Origin of the sequence: Clostridium sp. AF22-10, assembly GCF_003478725.1 — a bacterium.
GTDB lineage: Bacteria > Bacillota > Clostridia > Lachnospirales > Lachnospiraceae > Otoolea > Otoolea fessa.
Genome location: NZ_QUFZ01000006.1, coordinates 77,259 through 97,641, shown reverse-complemented (window position 1 = coordinate 97,641; position 20,383 = coordinate 77,259). Strand labels below are relative to the sequence as shown.

At 50.8% G+C, this 20,383-nt stretch carries 19 protein-coding genes; 2 read left to right on the top strand and 17 right to left on the bottom strand.

The genetic code is table 11. From position 1 onward, the window contains the following. Positions 1-24: 24 nt before the first annotated feature. The 11 genes from DWX91_RS16925 to DWX91_RS17915 all read right to left on the bottom strand — a co-directional run bounded on the left by DWX91_RS16925 (position 25) and on the right by DWX91_RS17915 (position 11,814). A complete protein-coding gene (locus DWX91_RS16925; protein WP_243015310.1) occupies positions 25-1,344 on the bottom strand; it encodes a hypothetical protein in 1,320 nt (439 codons plus the stop codon). Continuing rightward, on the bottom strand, positions 1,266-3,902 hold the full coding sequence (locus DWX91_RS06170; protein WP_243098992.1) for an acyl-CoA dehydratase activase-related protein: 2,637 nt from the start codon (positions 3,900-3,902) through the stop codon (positions 1,266-1,268). The genes DWX91_RS16925 and DWX91_RS06170 overlap by 79 nt, the downstream gene beginning before the upstream one ends. A gap of 26 nt (positions 3,903-3,928) precedes the next feature. Continuing rightward, positions 3,929-4,720 carry a BadF/BadG/BcrA/BcrD ATPase family protein gene (locus tag DWX91_RS17270; protein ID WP_243098991.1) on the bottom strand — a complete coding sequence of 264 codons (792 nt, stop codon included), beginning with the start codon at positions 4,718-4,720 and terminating at the stop codon, positions 3,929-3,931. 401 nt (positions 4,721-5,121) lie between these two features. Continuing rightward, complete coding sequence (hflX, locus tag DWX91_RS06165; protein WP_118538506.1) at positions 5,122-6,363, bottom strand: GTPase HflX; 1,242 nt, start codon at positions 6,361-6,363, stop codon at positions 5,122-5,124. 14 nt (positions 6,364-6,377) lie between these two features. Continuing rightward, positions 6,378-7,187, bottom strand: a complete 810-nt coding sequence (locus DWX91_RS06160) for a tetratricopeptide repeat protein (RefSeq protein ID WP_118538504.1) — start codon at positions 7,185-7,187, stop codon at positions 6,378-6,380. A gap of 19 nt (positions 7,188-7,206) precedes the next feature. Then, complete coding sequence (locus DWX91_RS06155) at positions 7,207-7,638, bottom strand: dUTP diphosphatase (protein WP_117795742.1); 432 nt, start codon at positions 7,636-7,638, stop codon at positions 7,207-7,209. Positions 7,639-7,939: 301 nt separating this feature from the next. Further along, positions 7,940-9,121: a sodium/glutamate symporter gene (gltS, locus tag DWX91_RS06150; protein WP_107001574.1), complete on the bottom strand. Its 1,182-nt coding sequence runs from the start codon at positions 9,119-9,121 to the stop codon at positions 7,940-7,942. Positions 9,122-9,302: 181 nt separating this feature from the next. Further along, positions 9,303-9,911: an SMC-Scp complex subunit ScpB gene (gene scpB / locus DWX91_RS06145; protein WP_118467432.1), complete on the bottom strand. Its 609-nt coding sequence runs from the start codon at positions 9,909-9,911 to the stop codon at positions 9,303-9,305. After that, positions 9,895-10,713 (bottom strand): segregation and condensation protein A, encoded by an 819-nt coding sequence (locus tag DWX91_RS06140; RefSeq protein WP_117795115.1) that lies wholly within the window; start codon positions 10,711-10,713, stop codon positions 9,895-9,897. Before DWX91_RS06140 ends, scpB begins: the two co-directional genes overlap by 17 nt. A gap of 160 nt (positions 10,714-10,873) precedes the next feature. After that, a complete protein-coding gene (locus DWX91_RS17920) occupies positions 10,874-11,323 on the bottom strand; it encodes a hypothetical protein (protein ID WP_412693841.1) in 450 nt (149 codons plus the stop codon). 74 nt (positions 11,324-11,397) lie between these two features. Beyond that, positions 11,398-11,814, bottom strand: a complete 417-nt coding sequence (locus tag DWX91_RS17915) for a metallophosphoesterase (protein WP_412693840.1) — start codon at positions 11,812-11,814, stop codon at positions 11,398-11,400. A gap of 290 nt (positions 11,815-12,104) precedes the next feature. On the opposite strand from DWX91_RS17915, the gene DWX91_RS06130 reads away from it, so the two are divergent. Next, positions 12,105-12,914: a YihY/virulence factor BrkB family protein gene (locus DWX91_RS06130; protein ID WP_107001577.1), complete on the top strand. Its 810-nt coding sequence runs from the start codon at positions 12,105-12,107 to the stop codon at positions 12,912-12,914. A 378-nt stretch (positions 12,915-13,292) separates the two neighbouring features. On the opposite strand, the gene rlmD is transcribed toward DWX91_RS06130, so the two are convergent. The 4 genes from rlmD to DWX91_RS06110 form a co-directional block, all read right to left on the bottom strand. Further along, positions 13,293-14,108, bottom strand: a complete 816-nt coding sequence (gene rlmD / locus DWX91_RS17910; protein ID WP_412693839.1) for a 23S rRNA (uracil(1939)-C(5))-methyltransferase RlmD — start codon at positions 14,106-14,108, stop codon at positions 13,293-13,295. Further along, entirely contained in the window at positions 14,033-14,671 is a 639-nt protein-coding gene (locus DWX91_RS17905) for a hypothetical protein (protein ID WP_412693838.1), read from the bottom strand. Before DWX91_RS17905 ends, rlmD begins: the two co-directional genes overlap by 76 nt. 261 nt (positions 14,672-14,932) lie before the next feature. Then, on the bottom strand, positions 14,933-15,226 hold the full coding sequence (locus tag DWX91_RS06115; protein ID WP_022359751.1) for a hypothetical protein: 294 nt from the start codon (positions 15,224-15,226) through the stop codon (positions 14,933-14,935). A gap of 157 nt (positions 15,227-15,383) precedes the next feature. After that, positions 15,384-17,822, bottom strand: coding sequence for an ATP-dependent helicase (locus DWX91_RS06110; RefSeq protein WP_118538502.1), 2,439 nt, complete (start codon positions 17,820-17,822; stop codon positions 15,384-15,386). Between the two features lie 245 nt (positions 17,823-18,067). Between DWX91_RS06110 and DWX91_RS06105 the strand changes: the two genes are divergently transcribed. After that, a complete protein-coding gene (locus DWX91_RS06105; protein WP_118538500.1) occupies positions 18,068-18,682 on the top strand; it encodes a DUF1836 domain-containing protein in 615 nt (204 codons plus the stop codon). 280 nt (positions 18,683-18,962) lie between these two features. On the opposite strand, the gene DWX91_RS06100 is transcribed toward DWX91_RS06105, so the two are convergent. Both DWX91_RS06100 and DWX91_RS06095 read right to left on the bottom strand, forming a co-directional pair. After that, positions 18,963-19,277 (bottom strand): YerC/YecD family TrpR-related protein, encoded by a 315-nt coding sequence (locus tag DWX91_RS06100; RefSeq protein ID WP_022359748.1) that lies wholly within the window; start codon positions 19,275-19,277, stop codon positions 18,963-18,965. A 168-nt stretch (positions 19,278-19,445) separates the two neighbouring features. Beyond that, positions 19,446-20,270 (bottom strand): Cof-type HAD-IIB family hydrolase, encoded by an 825-nt coding sequence (locus DWX91_RS06095; RefSeq protein ID WP_107001580.1) that lies wholly within the window; start codon positions 20,268-20,270, stop codon positions 19,446-19,448. Positions 20,271-20,383: the final 113 nt, after the last annotated feature.

Sequence of the window (20,383 nt, the reverse complement as noted above, 5' to 3'; positions counted from 1 at the left end):
TTTCTATTTTTGTCTAACCCGAAATCAGGAAACTTTCTGCTTTTTATTATCGGCGTTTTTCTGTTTTCTATTCATAGTCTCCACGGGGCTTCTCTGCCCCACGTCCGGCAGGGCAACCGTGTCCACGCTTCTTTCTTTCACATTCATAATCAGCATCTGCAGGCGGTTTTCCAGATTGGCAAAGCTCACATCCGGATCGTAGTCAAGCGGCAGGATCTGGGCGTCCGGGTACATTTCCCGCATTTTTTTTACGATGCCGCGTCCTACCACATGGTTTGGCAGACAGCCAAATGGCTGTAAAATCACAAATGCCCGGCAGCCATGCGCCGCATGGTGCAGGATCTCGCCCGGAATCAGCACGCCCTCGCCCGCATCAAAGGTGTGTGGGATGATCGGGTCACTTTCCTTTACCAGTTCCGGCAGGCGGCAGACAGGCGTATAGAGCGGATGCTGTTTCGCTATCCGATCCGCTGCCGCGTGCGCAGCGTCAAATACCCTGTTCGCCACATGGTACCAGTTTTTCTTGACAAACGGCTTTTTCAGATGATACGTCCGAATCTGCTCATCCTGGCAGAAATACGTTTTCCGGATAACATCCGTCATCCGCGCCTCGATAATCTCAAATCCATTTTTCTCCAGGTAGCGCTCAATCTCATGATTCGCGCCCGGATGGAAATTGAGGAGATACTCGCCGATGATCAGGACGCGCGGGCGCGGCTGGCTCCGGTCATATTCGATCGCATTCATCCGCTGGATCGCCTTTTTAAAGCCTCGCAGAGCGCCTGAAAGCCCATGCTGCTCCAGACCATCCACGACGAAATCCATCGCCTCGCCAAATGCCTGATCACTGCTTCCAGAAACTTTCTCATACGGGCGGATCTTGCGAAGCAGCTCTTCCAGAATATCGATCATCGGAAGCGCTCCCGCCAGACGGATCGCCGACACAAGGTTCATCCGGAAGCCCGGATGCAGATCATGATAATCGACGTCATCGTTCGTCAGAATCGCCACCTCCGGGTAGCCGGCGTCGTCAAGCGCCTTGCGAAGCAGCGCACTGTAATGGGTCAGGCGGCAGTCACCGATGTATTTTCCCATACCGATCGCCGTCTCAGATGGCACATACTGACCACTCCGAAGTGCTGCCAGCGCCTCGCCGATGACAATCTGCGCCGGGAAACAGATATCGTTGTGGACATACTGCTTTCCGAGGCGGATCGCCTCTTCCCTGCCGACCGCCAGCGGAACTGCCCGGATTCCCTGTGTCTTCAACGCCGCCGACATAATCCGGCAGAACGCGTGGGAGGTGTTCGGGACCAGAACCGTGCGCTTCTTGCGGTCTTCCACCTCAAATTTAACCGGATATGGATCCGAAAGTTCATGAACCTGCCAGGATTTTTGAATGTCTGGTCCCAGCGCAACCGTCCCGCATTCATTTCCGCCGCCCGCATTCTCCTGTCGGCTTGTTCCAGGCTGGTTTTGCAGCCTCTCCGCCATCTCCCGCTTCTTCCGCCGCATGTTGATCGTCTCCAGGAGGAACGCACCCTGATCCGCAGCGGTCCCTGTACCTCGCTTTCGTCAAGTTTCAGGATCAGCGGTGATTTTCCGGAGATTTCCCGCATCATACGCTGGATCTCATCCGACAAATATGCGTCATGCCCGCATCCAAAGCTTACAAACTGGACATATTCCAGATTCTGGCTCTGTGCCGCCAGAACCGCGGACGCCAGCATCCGCGCGTGGTAATTGTTTACGACATCCAGACGGCTGTGGCTTAAATCCACATTTTCAATGCCCGGAACAGAATCTGCCGTCAGAACCGGAACGCCGAACTCGGTCAAAAGCTCCGGCAGGCTGTGGTTGACAAGCGCATCATTCTGATACGGTCTTGACGCCAGCACCACCGCATAGCGCCCCTCTTTTTCCACCTCTTCCAGAACCTTCGCTCCCGCCTCTTTCAGGCGGCTCCCAAACTGCCGCATCGCATCATTTCCTGCAAGAACCGCCTTTTTCGTTTCCGACGGCTGGATGGAAAATGTCTGTTCCATATATGTAATAAGCTGACGTTCTTTATCTTCCTCCCTGTACCAGTAAAATAACGGTGCATCAAACGGAATGCCCCACTGTTTCTCCGGAGAATCCGAGTTGCGGATCACAAGCGGATATCCCTTCACGACTGCACACATGGACTCGCTCGTTGATTCCGTATTTTCCGATCCGATCGCCGCAATCGACGGCATAAAAATACGATCCACTTTCTTCTTTACCAGATCGCGGATATGCCCGTGCACCAGTTTTGCCGGAAAGCAGACGGTATCTGAAGTTACCGCGCTTAAGCCTTCCTCAAACATCTTGTGCGTGCTCGGGGATGAAATCTGAATCTCAAAGCCCAGCGAACGCCAGAACGTCGTCCAGAACGGCATCGTATCCCAGAAAGCAAGGACGCGCGGCAGACCGATGGTTATATTTCGCCGCACAGTATCAGACACAGCATTCGGCACAAGACCAGTCTTAGCGGCTGCCCGCTCTGAATGACTTTTTGCAGACGATGCATCCCCCTCTTCCGCTTGATCCAGATAATCTGCAAACAGGAGTTCTTCCCGCAATTTATAGAGATTTGGCACTTTATTCCGGGTTTCTGACGCTATTTTCAGTCGCTCGCGCACCTTCACATCCTTCGGATCGCCAAGAATCTCGCCCCGCTCACAACGGTTGTTCGTGATCCATGAGGTTCCATTCGAAAACCGCACCACCGCACGCTGACAATGGTTCATACAGAACGGACACGGCACGTTCGCCTCCTGCTGCCAGGTCAGGGACTCCATTTGATCCAAACTGGTAAAATGCGGCTGTTTCCGGCTCTGTGCTTCTTCCTTCGCTAAAAGCGCCGCACCGATCGCCCCCATAATGCCCGGATACGGTGCCCGGATCACCGGGCGGCCGACATACTGTTCCAGCGCACAGAGAACCGCATCATTTTCAAACGTTCCGCCCTGTACGACAATCCTCTTTCCCAGAGAATCCAGGTTCGACACACGGATAACCTTTGTAAATACATTTTCAATGATCGAACGGCACAGCCCCGCCATGATGTCCTCCGGCAGCTTTCCATTTCTCTGCTCCGTCACGATACTGCTCGTCATAAAGACGGTACAGCGGCTTCCGAGCGCAGCCGGATGCTGCGAAGAAAATGCCTTTTCAGCAATCTCCCGCGCCGGAATATGCAGGGAGGATGCAAAATTTTCCAAAAAAGACCCACAGCCGGATGAGCAGGCTTCATTCACGACAATATTTGTGATAACGCCATTGTCCAGCCAGATTGCCTTCATATCCTGACCACCGATGTCCAGAAGAAACGTCGCATCCGGCGTGTATTTTGCCGCCGCACGCGCATGTGCCACCGTCTCAACCGCGTGTGTCTCGGCCGAAAATGCACGTGAAAACAGCATTTCTCCATAACCGGTCGTCCCGGCTGCCAAAATCTCCAGCCGCACGCCGTGGGACGCATACTTTTCCCGCATCGCAATCAATGCTTTCTTTGCCACCGTCAGCGGATCGCCTTGATTCGGCGCATAAAAGGAATCCAGAAGTTCCTCATTCTCATCTAACAGGACAAATTTTGTCGTCGTACTGCCCGAATCAATACCCAGATATGCCCGCAGCGTACTGCCTGACTGCGGATATACTGTTTTTCGTTCCGGACGTCTGTGTCTCTCCTGAAATTCCGTCTGCGCCGCCTGATCGGCAAAAAATGGACGGGAACGGAACGTGCCCTCCGCCATCTCATCGCCATTTCCGGCTTCACTTTGTTTCTTTGCTTCCTCGCGCGCCGCACGCACCTTCTCGATCCGATCTAACAGTCCGTCTGCCGTGGCGAGCGCCTCTTCCTTCGAAAAAAGCTTCACTGCCGCACGCGCCGCACCGCAGGCAATCAGAAGTTCCGGCCGTCCGGACTTAAAATTTCCTCCGGCCGAAGGTCCAGACGTTCAGCAAACACGCGCACCAGCGTCCGGTTAAAGGTCAGCGGACCGCCCTCAAAGACAACCGGCTTCTCGATCGAAAGTCCCTGTGCCAGACCGCCGATCGTCTGTTTGGCAATCGCATGGAAGGAGGAAAGCGCCAAATCTGATTTTTTAACCCCCTGATTTAAAAGAGGCTGGATGTCGGTCTTGGCGTACACGCCGCACCGTCCGGATATATCATATACGGTTGTTCCCTGTGCCGCCAGCGCGTCAAATTCCTCAACCGGTGTCTTAAGAAGAGAAGCAATCTCATCCACAAACGCACCTGTACCGCCAGCACAGCTGCCGTTCATCCGCATATCTGTGACCTGCAGCTCGCCCGTCCGTTTATCCCTCTGGAAAAAGATAATCTTCGCATCCTGTCCACCCAGCTCGATCGCCGTTCCGATTTCCCCGTACATGGCTTTCAAGGCGATCGAGTTCGCCACTACCTCCTGTACATAAGGGATCTCCAGCTCTTCCGAGAGGTGCTTTGCGCCCGAACCGGTCATCGCCGTCAGAAATGACCGCCCCGCAAGCGTCTCTTTCACCAATTTTACAGCTCTCGACACACTCTGAAGCTGATCCGAGTGATGGCGTGTATAGTCCGAAAACAGGACTTTCCCCGTTGCCACCTCCATCACTGCCACCTTCGTCGTCGTTGAGCCAACGTCAATTCCGACGAGAATCTGTTCCTGTCCGTTTTGTCCCTTCTGTTCCATTCTGTATCTTCTAACTCCTTTATCCCAGATGTCTGCAAACTTGTGCGGTCATTCTATCCGACACAAGCAGCCTGCGCCCTGTCATCTCTTTTCTCTTCATCTTAACAACTTCTTAGCATCCGCCAAAACATGAAGAAGAGGCATACGGTTTTTCCCCGCACACCTCTTTACCGTATGGATCTGTACGCATCTGCCTTCCAGCATTCTGTACAGCCATAAATATGCTACATTCTAACAAATTTAAAATAAAAAGTCAATTCCCGGGAATTTCAAAGGTGCCGTAAGAAAACGTGGTGGCAGCAGGAATTTGCCGTATTTAAATGCGAAGCCACGGCAAATCCCGTTACTGGGCACGTATACGTGAACGTAACACAGTAACCTATCATCTGCCTGTTAGCGCATCAGCCTGCGTAGAGCTCCGTCGGCACATATGCCTCCACGTAAATGCCATCTTCCCGGTACTCTTCTTTTAAAAGCTGACCGTATTTACGGATCGTCTGGATGCGTCCGGCTTCCTGGTAGGAAAATACCTTTTCCAGATAAATCTTGCGGTTTCGCAGAATCATTTCCAGAATATCCTTCAGCTCATCCAGCCCCGCGCCCGTCTTCGCGGAAATCTGCACCTGATAATCAGAATGCAGATCTTTCAGCGTCTCCGGCTGCTCCACCTGATCCATCTTGTTAAAGACTGTTACCACCGTCTTATCGCCGATCTCCAGCTGACGCAACGTATCATATACGACATACATCTGCGTGTCCATCTGCGGATTCGACGCATCGACCACATGGAGGACAATATCGCTATAACGTGCCTCCTCCAGCGTACTCTTGAACGCCTCGATCAGATGGTGCGGCAGTTTGCGGATGAATCCGACCGTATCTGTCAGCAGGATCTCCTGTCCGCTCGCCAGCTTTAATCCACGCGTCGTCGGATCCAGCGTCGCAAACAGTTTATCCTGTGCCAGGATTCCTGCACCCGTCAGGGTGTTTAAAAGCGTTGACTTACCGGCATTCGTGTAGCCGACGATCGCCGCCGACAGCGTATATTTCCGGTCGCGCTGTTTTCTCGTCACCTCGCGGTGGCGTTTGACATCTTCCAGTTCCGACTTTAGCTGCCCGATCCGCTCATGAATCAGACGGCGGTCCATCTCCAGCTTCTTTTCACCCGGTCCTCTCGTACCGATACCGCCGCCCAGACGGGACAGGGAACTGCGCAGACCGACCAGGCGCGCTGCGCGGTAACGCAGCTGTGCCAGCTCAACCTGGATTTTTCCCTCGCTCGTCGTCGCATGCGCCGCGAAAATATCGAGAATGACCATCGTCCGGTCCATTACCTTCGTATCCAGCGCCGATTCCAGATTGCGAAGCTGTGCCGGGGACAGTTCATCGTCGCAGATCACGCCGGTTGCGCCCATTTCCCAGACCATCTCCCGCAGTTCCCCGATCTTTCCACTGCCCAGATAGGTGCCTGGATGAATCTTCTCCCGGTTCTGCACCAGACGCCCGATCGCCGTCGCTCCGGCGGTATCCGCCAGTTCCTCCAGCTCATCCAGGGACGCCTCCGTATCATCTTCATCAGAGGTGCTGACCGCCACCAGAATGACGCGCTCCTCCAGTTCTTTCATATCGAACAATTCTGCCATATTACCTCCAATATTTACCGGCTTTCCAGAAAACGGATTTCCTTCTGCACCTCCGGTGTGTCCGCACCGGCTGCCTGGCACTCCTTAAACTGTTCCAGCGCCTTCGCAAAATCGCCCTCTTTCTCATAGAGAACCGCAATATTCTGCCGGATTACCAGCGCCGTCTCATTGTCCGCCAGCGAAAGCGCCTCCTCATAATGGGACATCGCGCTCTCATAATCGCCAGCCTCCATCTCACTGATCGCAAGCTGATTATAAATCTCCGGTCCCGACACGCCGCGCTCGATCGCCTGATTGCAGTACTGGGCTGCGAGTTCACTATCCCCGGCATCCCGCGCCGCCGACGCAAGCGCCGTAAACGCCAGACTCACACCCGGAGCCGTGGCGCTGCTCTTTTTGCTGTTCTTCGCCTTTTCCTCCGCTGCCGCAAAATCCTTTTCGGCATCCTCCGCCTGTCCGGCTGCTGCCTCCGATGCCGCTTTATAATAGAGGTATTCCGCTTTTCCGCCGTCTACCTCCGCCAGAATTCCATAGGTCTGCGCTGCCGCCTTATAATCCGCCAGTTTGTATTCTGCCTCGCCGCGGTATTTTAAAACATCCAGCTCAAAAGAATTGACGATCCCATCGCTCTCATCCAGCGCTTTTCCAAACGAATCAATCGCATCCTGATAATTACCTGCATTTAACTGCTCGATTCCGGTCATACGCGCTTCTTTCGCTTCCTTCGATTCAGTGCCGCAGCCGGAAAGGATGCCCAGTGAAAGCACCGCTGCTGCCAGAAAAAGACTTACTTTTCCTCGTTTTAACCTCTTTATCTGCTTCATTTTTTACCAAACCTTTTTATTAATTCTTTCCCGTACTTCCGATCCCGCCGCGATCTTTATTGTCAAGCTTCTCCGTCTCCTCAAATACGATCTTCGGCTGATGCTCCATGATGCGGAACTGGCAGATGCGGTCATTGACATGGATCACTGTATCACGCAGCGCATATGCCGGAAAATGCCACTGATCGTTGTCCCCGCAGTAGCTCTCATCGATCACACCCATATGATTGGTCTGGATGATGCCGAAATTTTTAAAGGTACTGCTGCGCGGAACTACATGCGCCTCATAGCCCTTCGGCAGCTCCATCGCCACGCCAAGCGGAATCAGGGCAAAATCACCCTTTTTCAGCACCACCTCACGCGCCGCACGCAGGTCGATCCAGTCAGATTTGCCGTCAATGTAGGCGAGGCGGTCAATGGCGTCTGTGAAATATTTGATCTTTATGTTCATGCTGTTCATATCTGTATGAAATCCTTTCTTATGTCACATTTTATCCGGTAATGGCTGCCTTGCAAGTTTGTTTTTCACAAAGCACCTCCCCGAAAAATATTTTTCAACTTTCCAGTTTCTCTATAATACCACACACGCGCGTTTTCCGAAAGTATTAATTCGTGCAGGCACGGACTTTCGCTCGTTGCGCGCGAAAAATCCCGGCGGCCTGGAAATCCAGAACCGCCGGGAAGGAAATAGGTTGGAGCTACTTCAATATCAGAATATTTTAAATGGATACTTTGCTGAACCAGCCGTCAAATTATAAGAGGTTCATGAAAGTAGTCAGTACCATGGAGTTAAAGAAGTCTACGAATAAGCTTCCTACTAACGGTACGATGAAGAATGCACGCGGAGCCGGACCATAACGCTCTACCAGTGCTCTCATGTTTGCCATTGCGTTCGGGGTTGCGCCCATACCGAAACCACAGAATGCGGTGGTCATTGCAGCTGCCTCGTAATCACGGCCCATGATGTTGAATACAAGGAAGTTTGCATACAGGAACATAACAACCGTCTGAACTAACAGGATAACAATCATCGGAAGCGCCAGAGCTGCTAACTGCCACAGCTTCAGGCTCATCATTGCCATCGCTAAGAACAGGTTCAGGGACAGGCCGCCCAGTGCGTCAACTTCTTCCATCGGAAGATCTTTGTGCTGTACATCCCAGATATTACGGATAGCGGCTGCTGCCAGCATCGCACCGATGTAAGTCGGGAATGTAAGACCAATGCTCTTAAAGAACGCGAAAATGAAGGTACCAACACCGATTGCAACTGCAAGGAATACAGCCGCGGTGGTGAATTTCTGACCGTCGATCGGCGATGCTACTTCGTCAACTGCATTGCCTTCCTCGGCTGCGGTTGATTTCAGATGGTGTTTCTCAACACGGGCACGGGCGATAGGACCACCCATCATACTGCCGGATACCAGACCATATGTAGCGGATGCCAAGGCAACTGTAGTTGCGCCTACAACTGCGTATTCCTGCTCCAGAAGCGGTCCGAAGGAACCACTCGTTCCGTGACCTCCAACTAACGGCATAGAACCCATACATAAGCCGAGAAGCGGATTCAGACCAAACGCTGCTGCCAGACCGCTGCCGACTGCATCCTGCACGATACAGATACCAACTGCCAGCGCCAGGAACATAAATACCTGAACGCCGCCCTTCTTTAACAGACGGAAGCAGGCGGTAAAACCGACGCTGCAGAAGAAGATCGTCATAAATACGCTCTGTAAGGTTGTATCAAAGGAAAGCTCCAGAACTCCTGTTGCATACAACGCCAGATGAGCGAATGCAAATACGACACCGCCCGCAACCGGAGCCGGTATACAATACTTGCTCAGGAAGGGCAGCTTTTGTACAAGCAATCTTCCCAGACAGTAGACCAGTGCGCCAAGAGCACACGCCTGATACATATCAAGCTCAAGTGTCAACATAAACAATTCCCCCTTTTGTTTTGCTGGCTTCTTTCATTTATGTAGCGATTTGAAAGAGCTGCTTGTTTGTTTGTGTTGACCTCATTTTCCACGTTGGCTACAAAAAGTTACAAGAAAATACAGAAATATGATGTTAAGAATCTGTTAATGTCAGAATTGAATGAATATTGTTAAGAAAACGTTAATATTTCATTTCCTTCTCTGCCTCTTCCGGCAGTTTCCCCTCAAACTTCAGCTCTTCCTCCGCCTCCATGCGGAACTCATCGATTCGTCCCGGTGCCGGTTCCGGCAGTTCTTTCGTCGATCCGACTCCAAACCGGCGCAAAAATTCCTCCGTCGTCGCAAACAATGCCGGACGTCCCGGCACATCCAAACGCCCTACCTCGTAAACGAGATTGTACTCAATCAGTTTATTGACCGCGTGATCCGATTTAACCCCGCGGATCTTTTCAATCTCAAGCTTCGTGATCGGCTGTTTATAAGCAATGATCGAGAGTGTCTCAAGCACAACATCCGTTAAAATCTGCTTCTTCGGCGTCGCTGCCACCCGGATCAGATTCTCATAATATTCCGCGCGGGTCGCCATCTGCCAGCTGTCCTCCAGCTGCGTGATCTGCATGCCCCGCTTTTCTGCCTCATATCGGCTCTGTAATCGTCTGACCGCCGCTTCCGCGCGCTCTGTATCCGTCCCGAGCGCCGCCGCAAGCTGGCGCAGCTCAACCGATTTTCCCATTGTAAAGAGAACCGATTCCACGATGGCTTCCTCGCGTTTTTCATCTAATTCTGGCATACTCTTCTCCTTCCTCCGTCGAAAGTTCCAGCTCTGCCTCGTCTTCCGTTTCATCCACATCCACCGTATCGAGCTGCATCTCATCAAACAATTTTTCCTGCACCAGATGAATCCGTCCCATCTTCATCAGCTCCAGCACTGCCAGAAACGCCACGACTATCTCCAGGCGATCGGATTCCCTCTCCAGCACATCGCTGAATTTAAAATGACGGTGTTCCCGCGCATAAGAAAGCACCGACCTTACCTTCTGCTCCAGGCTGATCGGTTCCCTGCGGATCGTGCTGAACCGGCTTCGCACCGGGTCAAGCTTATTGGCATTCCGCTTCATGACCGCGTCAAACACTTTCTGCAGCTTTGCCAGCGTCAGACCATCCAGAAGCTTGTCCAGATCCAGCGGTTCTTCATATTTCGCCACCTCCCGGGGAATCGTCGGTTCCTTAAAAAAGAGAAGCTCTGCCTCCTGCTCCCGCTCTTCCAGCTCCTGCGCCATATATTTATACATCTTATATTCCAACAGCCGGCGCACCAGCTCGGCGCGCGGATCTTCCTCGTCTTCTTCCTCTTCTTTTTCCACCTTCGGAAGGAGCATCCGCGATTTGATGTCCAGAAGCGTCGCCGCCATCACCAGAAAATCGCTGACCACATCCAGATCCTCATGATCCATCTGATTAACATATTCCAGATACTGCTCCGTAATCAGGACGATCGGAATATCGTAGATACTTACTTTATTCTTTTCAATCAGATGAAGCAGCAGGTCCAACGGTCCTTCAAAATTATCTAATTTATAGGAAATTTCCATTCTTTCCGAACTCCTTCTTTTAGCCAGCTTTTTCTACAATCATATACCAAATTCCGTATACATCCACCCGTGCCGAAGAGTTATTCCTGCTGCCACCACGTTTTCTTACGGCACTTTCGGTTCCAAAAGTGCCTACCCGTGTACAATAACCAGAATCTCTCTATTGTTTTCCCCGCAACGTCACACAAACCAGCTCTGGCCGGTCATTCAGCCGCACATTGATCGAATGTGTCCCAAGCCCCCGGCTGACGATCATCGTCTTTCCGTCCGCATCAAACCGTCCGGCGCACCATGGCAGGAAAAACTGGTACTGCGGCGTCATCACGCCTCCCAGCCCCGGGATCCGGATGGTTCCGCCGTGGAAATGTCCGCAAAGCGTCAGATCCGCGCCCCATTTCCGGCAGGTCTCAAAAAAGAGGGGAGAATGAAATAATAATATCTCATACATTTCATGTCCGGCTTCTCGCTCCTTTTCCGCCAAGTCAGGAGACAACGATTCTTTCATCTGATGAAAACACGTCTTCTCTGCCGCAGTTCCAACCCGCTCCGAAAGCTCTTCCATCGGCAGTTCCGGCACCGTGAAATGATGCTTATAATATATCTCCCGCAAATTGCACCCAGTCACCCGGATCCACGGATTGATCTCCTCGCTCCGATCCGATAAATAATGAACCCCCAGACGTTTTATTCCATCTGGAACCGATCATACAAATCTCCGTACACATCCCGCTCCCGGTTCATCCGCTCCTCATGATTTCCGTTTGCATAGTAAACCGGCACAAACGAGGTTATTTTTTCCAGAAGCGATACCGTGACGGTTAAATCACCTTTTCCCTTACAGACCATCATATCGCCGCCGATCAGCACCGCATCCGGCTTGAATGCGCGGATCGCCGCCACCAGCGGCTCATTGTCCGTTCCATACACATTATCATGCAGATCCGACAAAAATACGCAGCGCAACGCAGCGCCATCCGGCAGCTTCGGACTCTCTATCTCATACTGGTCGGTCACAAAATGTTTTTTTTCATATTCCGAGCGGAGCAAAAGCCCCACTGTCACGGCTGCCAGTGCCGCCGCACATGCTGTGATTGCGATCATTTTGTTTCCTCCCATGTCCCATTTTCCAATTGGCTGCCGGCTGATTTTTGCTGCTGTCCGCATCACTGCCATCCTTATGCCCTGCAGACCCGAATCATTTCTATCCTGTTATCATACGGGAAACCGGTGTTTTCGTCAAGACAGGCAAATCCGTTGCTATTTTTTCGACCTCATGATAATATACTTTTAACAACACTGAAATGACATTCACCTATCGTCAGCCATTTTTCAAAGGGAAATGAGCCAGTTACGGATATTTTCTTAATAACATAAATCAAGCGAGGTTTTTCATGCTTTCTTTTCTCCTGAACTGTAAACGGATTTACAACGATTTCATCAAAGACGAAGTCACGGTGTACGCCGCCCAGGCTTCTTTTTTTATCGTTCTCTCTGCCGCACCTTTTATCATGATTCTGCTGACGCTGATCCAGCTCATCCCCGCCGTCAGCCCGGAGGATCTGATGCACGTGATGACACAGCTTCTTCCCTCCAGCATCCACCCGCTGATTGAATCGGTAATCCAGGACATCCAGACTGTATCCCCGGCCGCCCTGCTCTCGGTTACCACCGTGGCAACCATCTGGTCGGCTGCCCGCGGCATGCTTGGGATCGAGCGCGGCTTAAACCGGATCATCGGCTGCCGCAAGCGCAGAAATTACCTTTTAGGACGTATCATCAACTCTGGCTATACCATTGTTTTTCTCCTGATGTGCATTTTCTCCCTGGTTCTGATGGTGTTCGGTTCCTCCCTGCAGCGCCTGCTATTCCGTTACTTTCCGATGCTGGACAGATTCGTTTCCTGCCTGATTAGTCTCCGGACGTTTCTTGCGCTAGCGCTGCTGACGCTCTTTTTCGTCGCGCTGTACACCTGGCTGCCCTATGAACGGCAGGATATCCGTCTCCAGCTTCCCGGTGCGCTGATTTCCACCGTCGGATGGATCGGATGTTCCTACGGATTTTCCATCTACTTCAACCATTTCAGTAATTATTCTTATATGTACGGCAGCTTGACCGCCGTCGTGATCCTGATGCTGTGGCTGTACGCCTGCATCTGCATCCTGTTTTTCGGTGCGGAAATCAACCAGCACTGGCGCAGATAATCCCCAGCTCAGGAACACCGGATACAGATAGCTTGCCCCAAACACTCCCAGCTGCTTTGGTCCGGTCACGCAGCCAAGCTCCTGCGCTTTTTTATACGCCACCAGGATGCTTGCACGCGTGACCGACTTTTCTTTCCGGCTGACAAACATCTCGTTGCCCCGGATCGTGTACGAATATTCCAGCCCTTTCGCCGTGTAAAATATTGCCCCCTCAAATGCAAGAATCGCTTCCCACAGGGCATCCGGCGTCTGTTCGCGCAGTAAAGTCTCCCTCTTCCGGCGCTGCACAGCTGTCTCCTGTACCTGACAATCTGCTGTATCTGGTTTTATTTCATTCTCTTTTGTTTCATCCATTTTTCCCACATCCATTTTGGGATCTTATTTCTTCCGCGTCAATGAAACCACCGTCTCACAATTGGCAGTATGCGGGAACATATCCACGCAGCACACCTTATCCACCTGATATCCTGCCGCCTGGATCGGTTCCAGATCCCTCGCAAGGCTGGTTGGTTTGCAGGACACATAAACCATGTGGCTGACGCCAAAATTCAAAATCTTTCCGATCGCCTTCGGATGGATTCCGTCGCGCGGCGGATCCAGAACGATCAGATCCGGCTTTTCTTCCAGCTCGTCCACCACCTTGAGGACATCCCCCGCCAGAAATTCGCAGTTGCCAAGTCCGTTGCGCGCCGCATTCTCACGGGCTGCCTCGACTGCTTCCCCGACAATCTCCACGCCGACTACTTTCTCCGCCACCGGTGCGAGGATCTGCGCGATCGTGCCGGTGCCGCTGTAAAGGTCAAATACGACTTTTCCCTTCGTCTCACCCACATACTCACGCGTTTTCTCGTACAGCACCTCCGCGCCCAATGAGTTCGTCTGGAAAAAAGAAAACGGCGAGATCTGGAACCGCAGCCCTAAAAGCTCTTCGTAAAAATGCTCGCGTCCGAACAGAATGTCCGTCCCCTCATCTTTTACGGCATCCGCCAATGTATCATTTTTAGTATGCAGAATGCCCGCAAAGCTTCCCTCCATAGGAAGTGCCTGCAGGCGCTCCGTCCATCCCCGTAAAAGTGCTTCCTCGGTTCCCTCAAAGGTGTCCGTCTGTGTCGTCGTGATCAGATCGACCAGAATCTCCCCTGTCTTGATCGCACGGCGCACCAGAAGATGGCGCAAATAGCCGGTATGCTGCATTTTTTTATAAAATCCAACTTTCTTTTCCTCAAAATATTCTTTTGTACAGACAAGAATCTTGCAAAATCCGGATGCACGATATGGCATTCGCCGGTTGTAACCACATCATAAAAACTGCCGCGCTTGTGCATTCCCAGCGACATAGGACCATCCTTGACCTCATCACCGAAGGAAAACTCCATCTTATTCCGGTAGCCCTGCACCAGCGGGCTGCCTAAGATGCCCTCAAACTCATATTCCGGACATACCGCATCCAGAAGGGAACGAACCTGTTTTTCCTTGATCGCAAGCTGTTCCTCATACGGAATCGGCTGATAAAGACATCCGCCGCAGATACCAAAATGCGGACATACATCCTCTGCCGTCTCTAACTTTGAGTGCTCGACAACCTCCAAAAGCATACCCTCGCATCGACCGCCGCGCTTTTTATTGATACGGAACCGGATCTTCTGTCCCGGAAGCGCATTTTTGACGATCGCTTTCTCTCCATCTATCACAACTACGCCCTTATTTGGAAACTCAATCCGTTCTACAGTTCCTTCGTAAATCTCACCTTTTTTCATTGATAACTATATAGCTCCTTCTCTCAGTGGCTTTTACCGCACTATAATCACCAACTGCAAATGCTTCTTCAACTCACAGCTAATTTCCATCTGCGGTTCTAATTCATATCTTTATAGTATACAGGAATTTTTTTCTTTTTCCAAGATATAAAAAATACAAACTTATCTACAAACTTTCCTATGGCATAAAAAATACTGCGTGAAACCGATTTTCCGATTCCGCGCAGTATTTATTCTGATTCATTGACTAAATTATCACAATCAGTCTTTCTTTTCTTTCTCGTCGCTCTCATCCTCGAAGAAATCGTCGTCGAAATCATCATCGAAGTCGTCCTCGAAATCTTCCAGATAATCTGGAGTAAAGAAACGATATACGCCGTATGCAATCGCTGCAACTGCTGCTACAATACCGATAATGGCTAAAATCCAGAGAATACAGTTTTTCTGTTTCTCCTCTTCTTCTTTTCTGTGAAGGAATTCATTCAGTTTGGTTGCATTCATGATCTCTTCTACTCTGGAGAGCGCATCTTTGCTCATCATATCAAATTTATTCATACACTCCACATCCTTTCCCGCGTTTTGATCCGCAATTCTTGATTTTATTATACCATCTCTCAGCCGATTTTACTATATTTTTTATTGGATCTGGCGAAAATGTTTTAATACGGCATTACTGTTTTCGCATACGTGTACAGTAACAATACGGCACGGTCTAACATTTCACCAGTTTTGCAAATGAAGCAAACATTTTTTTCACGCCCACGCGGTCAAAATTAACCGTCACCTCAAAATCCTTGCCGCCGTCCGCGATCTTCTGCACCGTTCCCTCGCCAAATTTGAGGTGGCGGACTCGGTCGCCCTCGCCGTAGGAAAGATGGTCGGCCTTCTGGACCGTAAATGCCTTGCCAAATGACGGTGCCGGGCTGGCTGGACGGCTGCTGGAACTATAAGCGCTCTTATATGGATCCAGCGTGCGGCCAGAACCAGCACTTCCGGAACCATTCACACCGCCCCAGCCGCTCATCCGGGCTGCGCCGCGCTCCCAGGCGGCATCGTTCTCTGAAAGAGGGTGTTTTCCAGACATTCCGCCAATCCGCACCCGATCGCCGTCTCCCGCGCCAGATACACCAAAGCTGCCCGTTGTCCAGCCAGAAGTCCCCGAATCTTCAAATCCGCGTCCGCCCCGGCTCATACCGGCAGCCCGTTCAAAGACGGTCGGCTGATCTTCCTCGTCCAGAAGCTGCGGCGGAATCTCCTCGATGAAGCGGCTGACCTTCGCAAACCGCGTTTCTCCATTGACCATGCGCTGTCTCGCCGCCGTCAGCGTCAGTTCTTTCTCCGCACGGGTGATTCCGACATAGCAGAGACGCCGTTCTTCTTCGATGGCGTCCTTATCATCCGAAAAGATGGACATGCTGCTCGGAAACAGCCCGTCCTCCATGCCGCTTAAATAGACATACGGAAATTCCAGACCTTTTGCGCCGTGCAAAGTCATCAGGACAATCCTGTTTTCGGATTCGTCCAGGCTATCTACATCCGCTACCAGCGCAACCTCCTCCAAAAATCCGTCCAGCGTCGGTTCCTCCGCCGTGCTCATATAGCCGGTCGCCTTATTAACCAGCTCTTCCACGTTCTGCAGACGTGTTTCTCCCTCGATCTCGCCTTCCGCCTCCAGATCCTTCTTATATCCCGTCTCTTCCAGAATCGCCTCGATAAGTTCCGGGATCGAAAGGGCCGAAAGCCGCGACCGGAAGTTTTCGATCTGCTCCGTAAACTTCTCGATCTTATCCGCCGCCTTGCCGATCGTCGGCACGCCGCGCACGCGCAGCAGTGCATCATAAAAGCTCATGCCATTGGCAGACGCATAGATCGTCACTTTTCCGATCGAGGTCGCACCGATGCCGCGCTTCGGCACATTGATAACACGCTGAACCGCCAGATCATCGCGCCCATTCGCAATCGTCTTTAAATAGCAGAGAATATCCTTGATTTCCTTGCGCTGATAGAAATTGACGCCACCGACCAGCCGGTACGGAATGCTGTAATAAATACATTTTTCCTCCAGAAGACGCGACTGTGCATTGGTACGGTACAGCACGGCAAAATCCGAATATTCCGCATTTTTCTCTTCTTTCTCACGCTCAATATCACAGATAATGGCGTCTGCCTCCTCGTATGCCGTGTCATACTGACGGAAGCGCACCTTCGGTCCCTCGTCATTCGCCGTCCACAGCGTCTTGTCCTTTCTGCCGCGGTTGTGGCGGATCACCTCATTTGCCGCGTTCAGGATGCTCTGGGTGGAACGGTAGTTCTGCTCCAGCTTGATAACGCGTGCGCCCGGAAATGCTTTCTCAAAACTTAAAATATTTTCGATATTTGCCCCGCGGAATTTGTAGATCGACTGATCATCATCACCGACCACACAGATATTTCTGTACTTCTTTGCCAGCAGATCGACCAGCTTAAACTGTACAAGGTTCGTGTCCTGGTACTCGTCCACCATGATATACCGGAATTTATCCTGATAATATTCCAGCACATCCGCGTTTGCCTCGAAAAGTTCTACCGTTTTCACCAGCAGATCGTCAAAATCCAGAGCATTATTCTTCTTGAGTTCTTTCTGGTATTCCCGGTAAATCTGAGCAATCTTTTTCTCCCGGAAGTCCGCTCCCGCCTGCTGCTCAAACTCATCCGCCGTGATCCGGTCATTTTTCGCCGCAGAAATCCGTGACAGCACCGCCCGCTCCTTAAACTGCTTCGGATCCGCCTGCATTTTCTTGAGCACCTGCTTCATCAGCGTTTTCTGGTCGTCGCCGTCATAGATAGTAAAATTCGAGTCATATCCCAGACGGTCGATAAATCGGCGCAAAATCCGAACGCAGCTCGAATGGAACGTGCTGACCCAGATCGCCTCCGCGCCTTCCCCCACAATCTTATCCACACGCTCGCGCATCTCCGCCGCCGCTTTATTGGTAAATGTGATCGCCATGATATTCCACGGCGCCACCCGTTTTTCCTCGATTAAATACGCAATCCGGTGTGTCAGGACGCGCGTCTTTCCTGAACCGGCGCCTGCCAGAACCAGGAGTGGTCCCTCCGTGTGAAAAACCGCCTCCCGCTGCATCGGGTTAAGTGTGTCGTATTTGCTCATATATGTTTCGTTCCCTTCTATCCTCTTATATAATCTATTTTTAATGACAAAAAGTATGTTCGAATACGCTCTAGTATAATCTATTTTCTCTTGGATGTCACGGAATTTTCATTGATTTTAAATTTCTCCTTGCTATCTGGTTTTCAAAACTATATAATATCACATAGAGAGTTCATGACAGCGGAAGCGCCAAAATCGCCTCCCTGTTTCGCAGCTTTCGAATTTCAACGCAGCGAGGTACATACATGAAATCGAACGAAGAACGCCTGCAGGATCTGCTGGCTTATGTTGATAGTCTGACCCGGGTGCATCCGTCGGAGATTCCCGGTATTGATTTATATATGGATCAGGTCACGACCTTCATGGACAGCCACCTGAACACTTCCAAATGGCTGGGCGAGGATAAGATCCTGACCAAAACCATGATCAATAACTATGCCAAAAATAACCTGCTGCCGCCGCCCGTCAAAAAACGCTACTCCAAGAATCATCTGCTGATGCTGATTCTGATTTATTATTATAAAAATGTGATATCCTTTCGGGATATTGAGCAGCTCTTCTCGCCCATCAGCGAGCACCACTTTTCCCATGGTTCCAGCCCGGAATTAGAAGAGCTTTACAACGAAATCTTTTCGCTGGAAAAAGGGCAGCGCAAGCGCTTGCAGGAAGACGTCATGGCAAAATTTGACGCCGCCAGCCAGACATTCAAGGACTATGACTGTGAAGACCGCGAGTATTTACAGCTGTTCGCCTTTATCAGTGAGCTGGCGTTTGATGTCTATCTGAAAAAACAGATGATTGAAATCCTGGCGGAACAGCTCCGGCAGGAGACGCCAGTGAATCCGAAGAAGAAGAAATAGGCAGCACTTCCGCTGTACCGCCACACTCAAAAATAGGCTAAACAACAAAAATTTCAACCCATTGCACCATACACGATAAAAAAGACACTGGAATCACTTCCCCTTGTGGAAATTCTTTCAATGTCTTTTTTCTTTCATTTCTTTTTATCTTTCATTCAACCAGCTGCCAGCTCCTGGGACAATTCCACCCCAAGCCAAATTTGTCCATCTTTGGCAGGTTGGTTTGCTACACCTATGAAAGTACGCGCTTTATCTATCGTGCGTATATTCCTACTTCGTCTTACGCTTCCGTTTTCTCCGCCTCTTCCTGCTCTTTCACACGCGCAAATACCATATCATATCCGTCGCTTCCGTAATTTAAAGAACGGTTGACACGGCTGATCGTCGCTGTCGATGCGCCGGTCTTGTCCGCGATCTCCAGATATGTCTTCTTCTCGCGCAGCATCTTCGCTACTTCATATCTCTGGGAAAATGATAAAAGTTCATTAACTGTGCATACATCCTCGAAAAAGCTATAGCATTCGTCGGTATTTTTCAGTGTCAGAATCGCCTGGAACAGATGATCCACAGCTTCGGTTTTCAGTTTTTTATTCATAATGCAAGGCACCCCTTTTTAATATGTACTCCGAAAATATATTCATTTTTCCGTTTTTCTTATATTAACATATTAAAGTTTTAAAGTCTAGTATCTTGCCTATTTTTATGAATATTTTATTTTTCATCTGTTCACGCAATATACATTTATGCGAATCTGCCAAATCTTCTACAGCATAAACTTCTCCACCACATGAGCCACACCGTCGTCGTTGTTGGAATAGGTAATAAAGTCTGCAGCTTTCCGCACCGGAAGCACCGCATTCTCCATCGCTACACCTAATCCGGCATACTGAATCATCGTGAGGTCGTTGTAGCCGTCCCCACAGGCAATCATCTGCTCACGCGAAAGCCCGATGTGAGAAAGAAGGCGCTCTAACGACTGTGCTTTATCGATGCCCCTCGGAAGCACCTCCAGGAAAAACGGCTCCGAACGGTAAACGCTGAAATTCTTCCCCATCGCCGCCTTGACGCGCGGCTCGACCATCGCCAGGTAGTCTCCATCCTCCATCATCAGGTATTTCGGTACCGGATACGTGATCGCAGCTTCCATGTCGTCCACCTGTACTAACTCCATGCCGTTGATCCGCGCTTCCAACTTCGCATAGGGACTGTCACTCTGGTTCGTCAGAAGCTTTGCCCCCGCCTCATCGTAACTCAAAAGCCCCACCTGTTCCTCCTCGGCCAAGCGTATAATCTTCTGATTTGCCTCCTGCGGCAGGGAACGGCTGAATATGATCTCGCCGGTTTTGCAGTTCGTGATCCTGCCTCCATTAAACGACAGAATATAACTGCCGTATTTTGCCAGCTCCAGCTCTCTCGCAAGCGGCAGCACTCCCGGCGTCGGACGCCCGGACGCCAGAACAATCTTCTTTCCGCGCTCCTGAAGCTCCATCAGACGCTGCTTCGTCTTTGGCGTAATCACCTTATCTCTGTTTGTTAAGGTTCCGTCCAGATCCAGGACGATAATCTCATAACTATGTTTTTCGGTCATATTTACTCCACATTCAAATCATACATACTATTTTGTCAATTAGCAACATGCCACATTACTTAATGCAATCCCTTCTTAATTTCTCAAATGGTTAACTCATATACTTCCGTTAC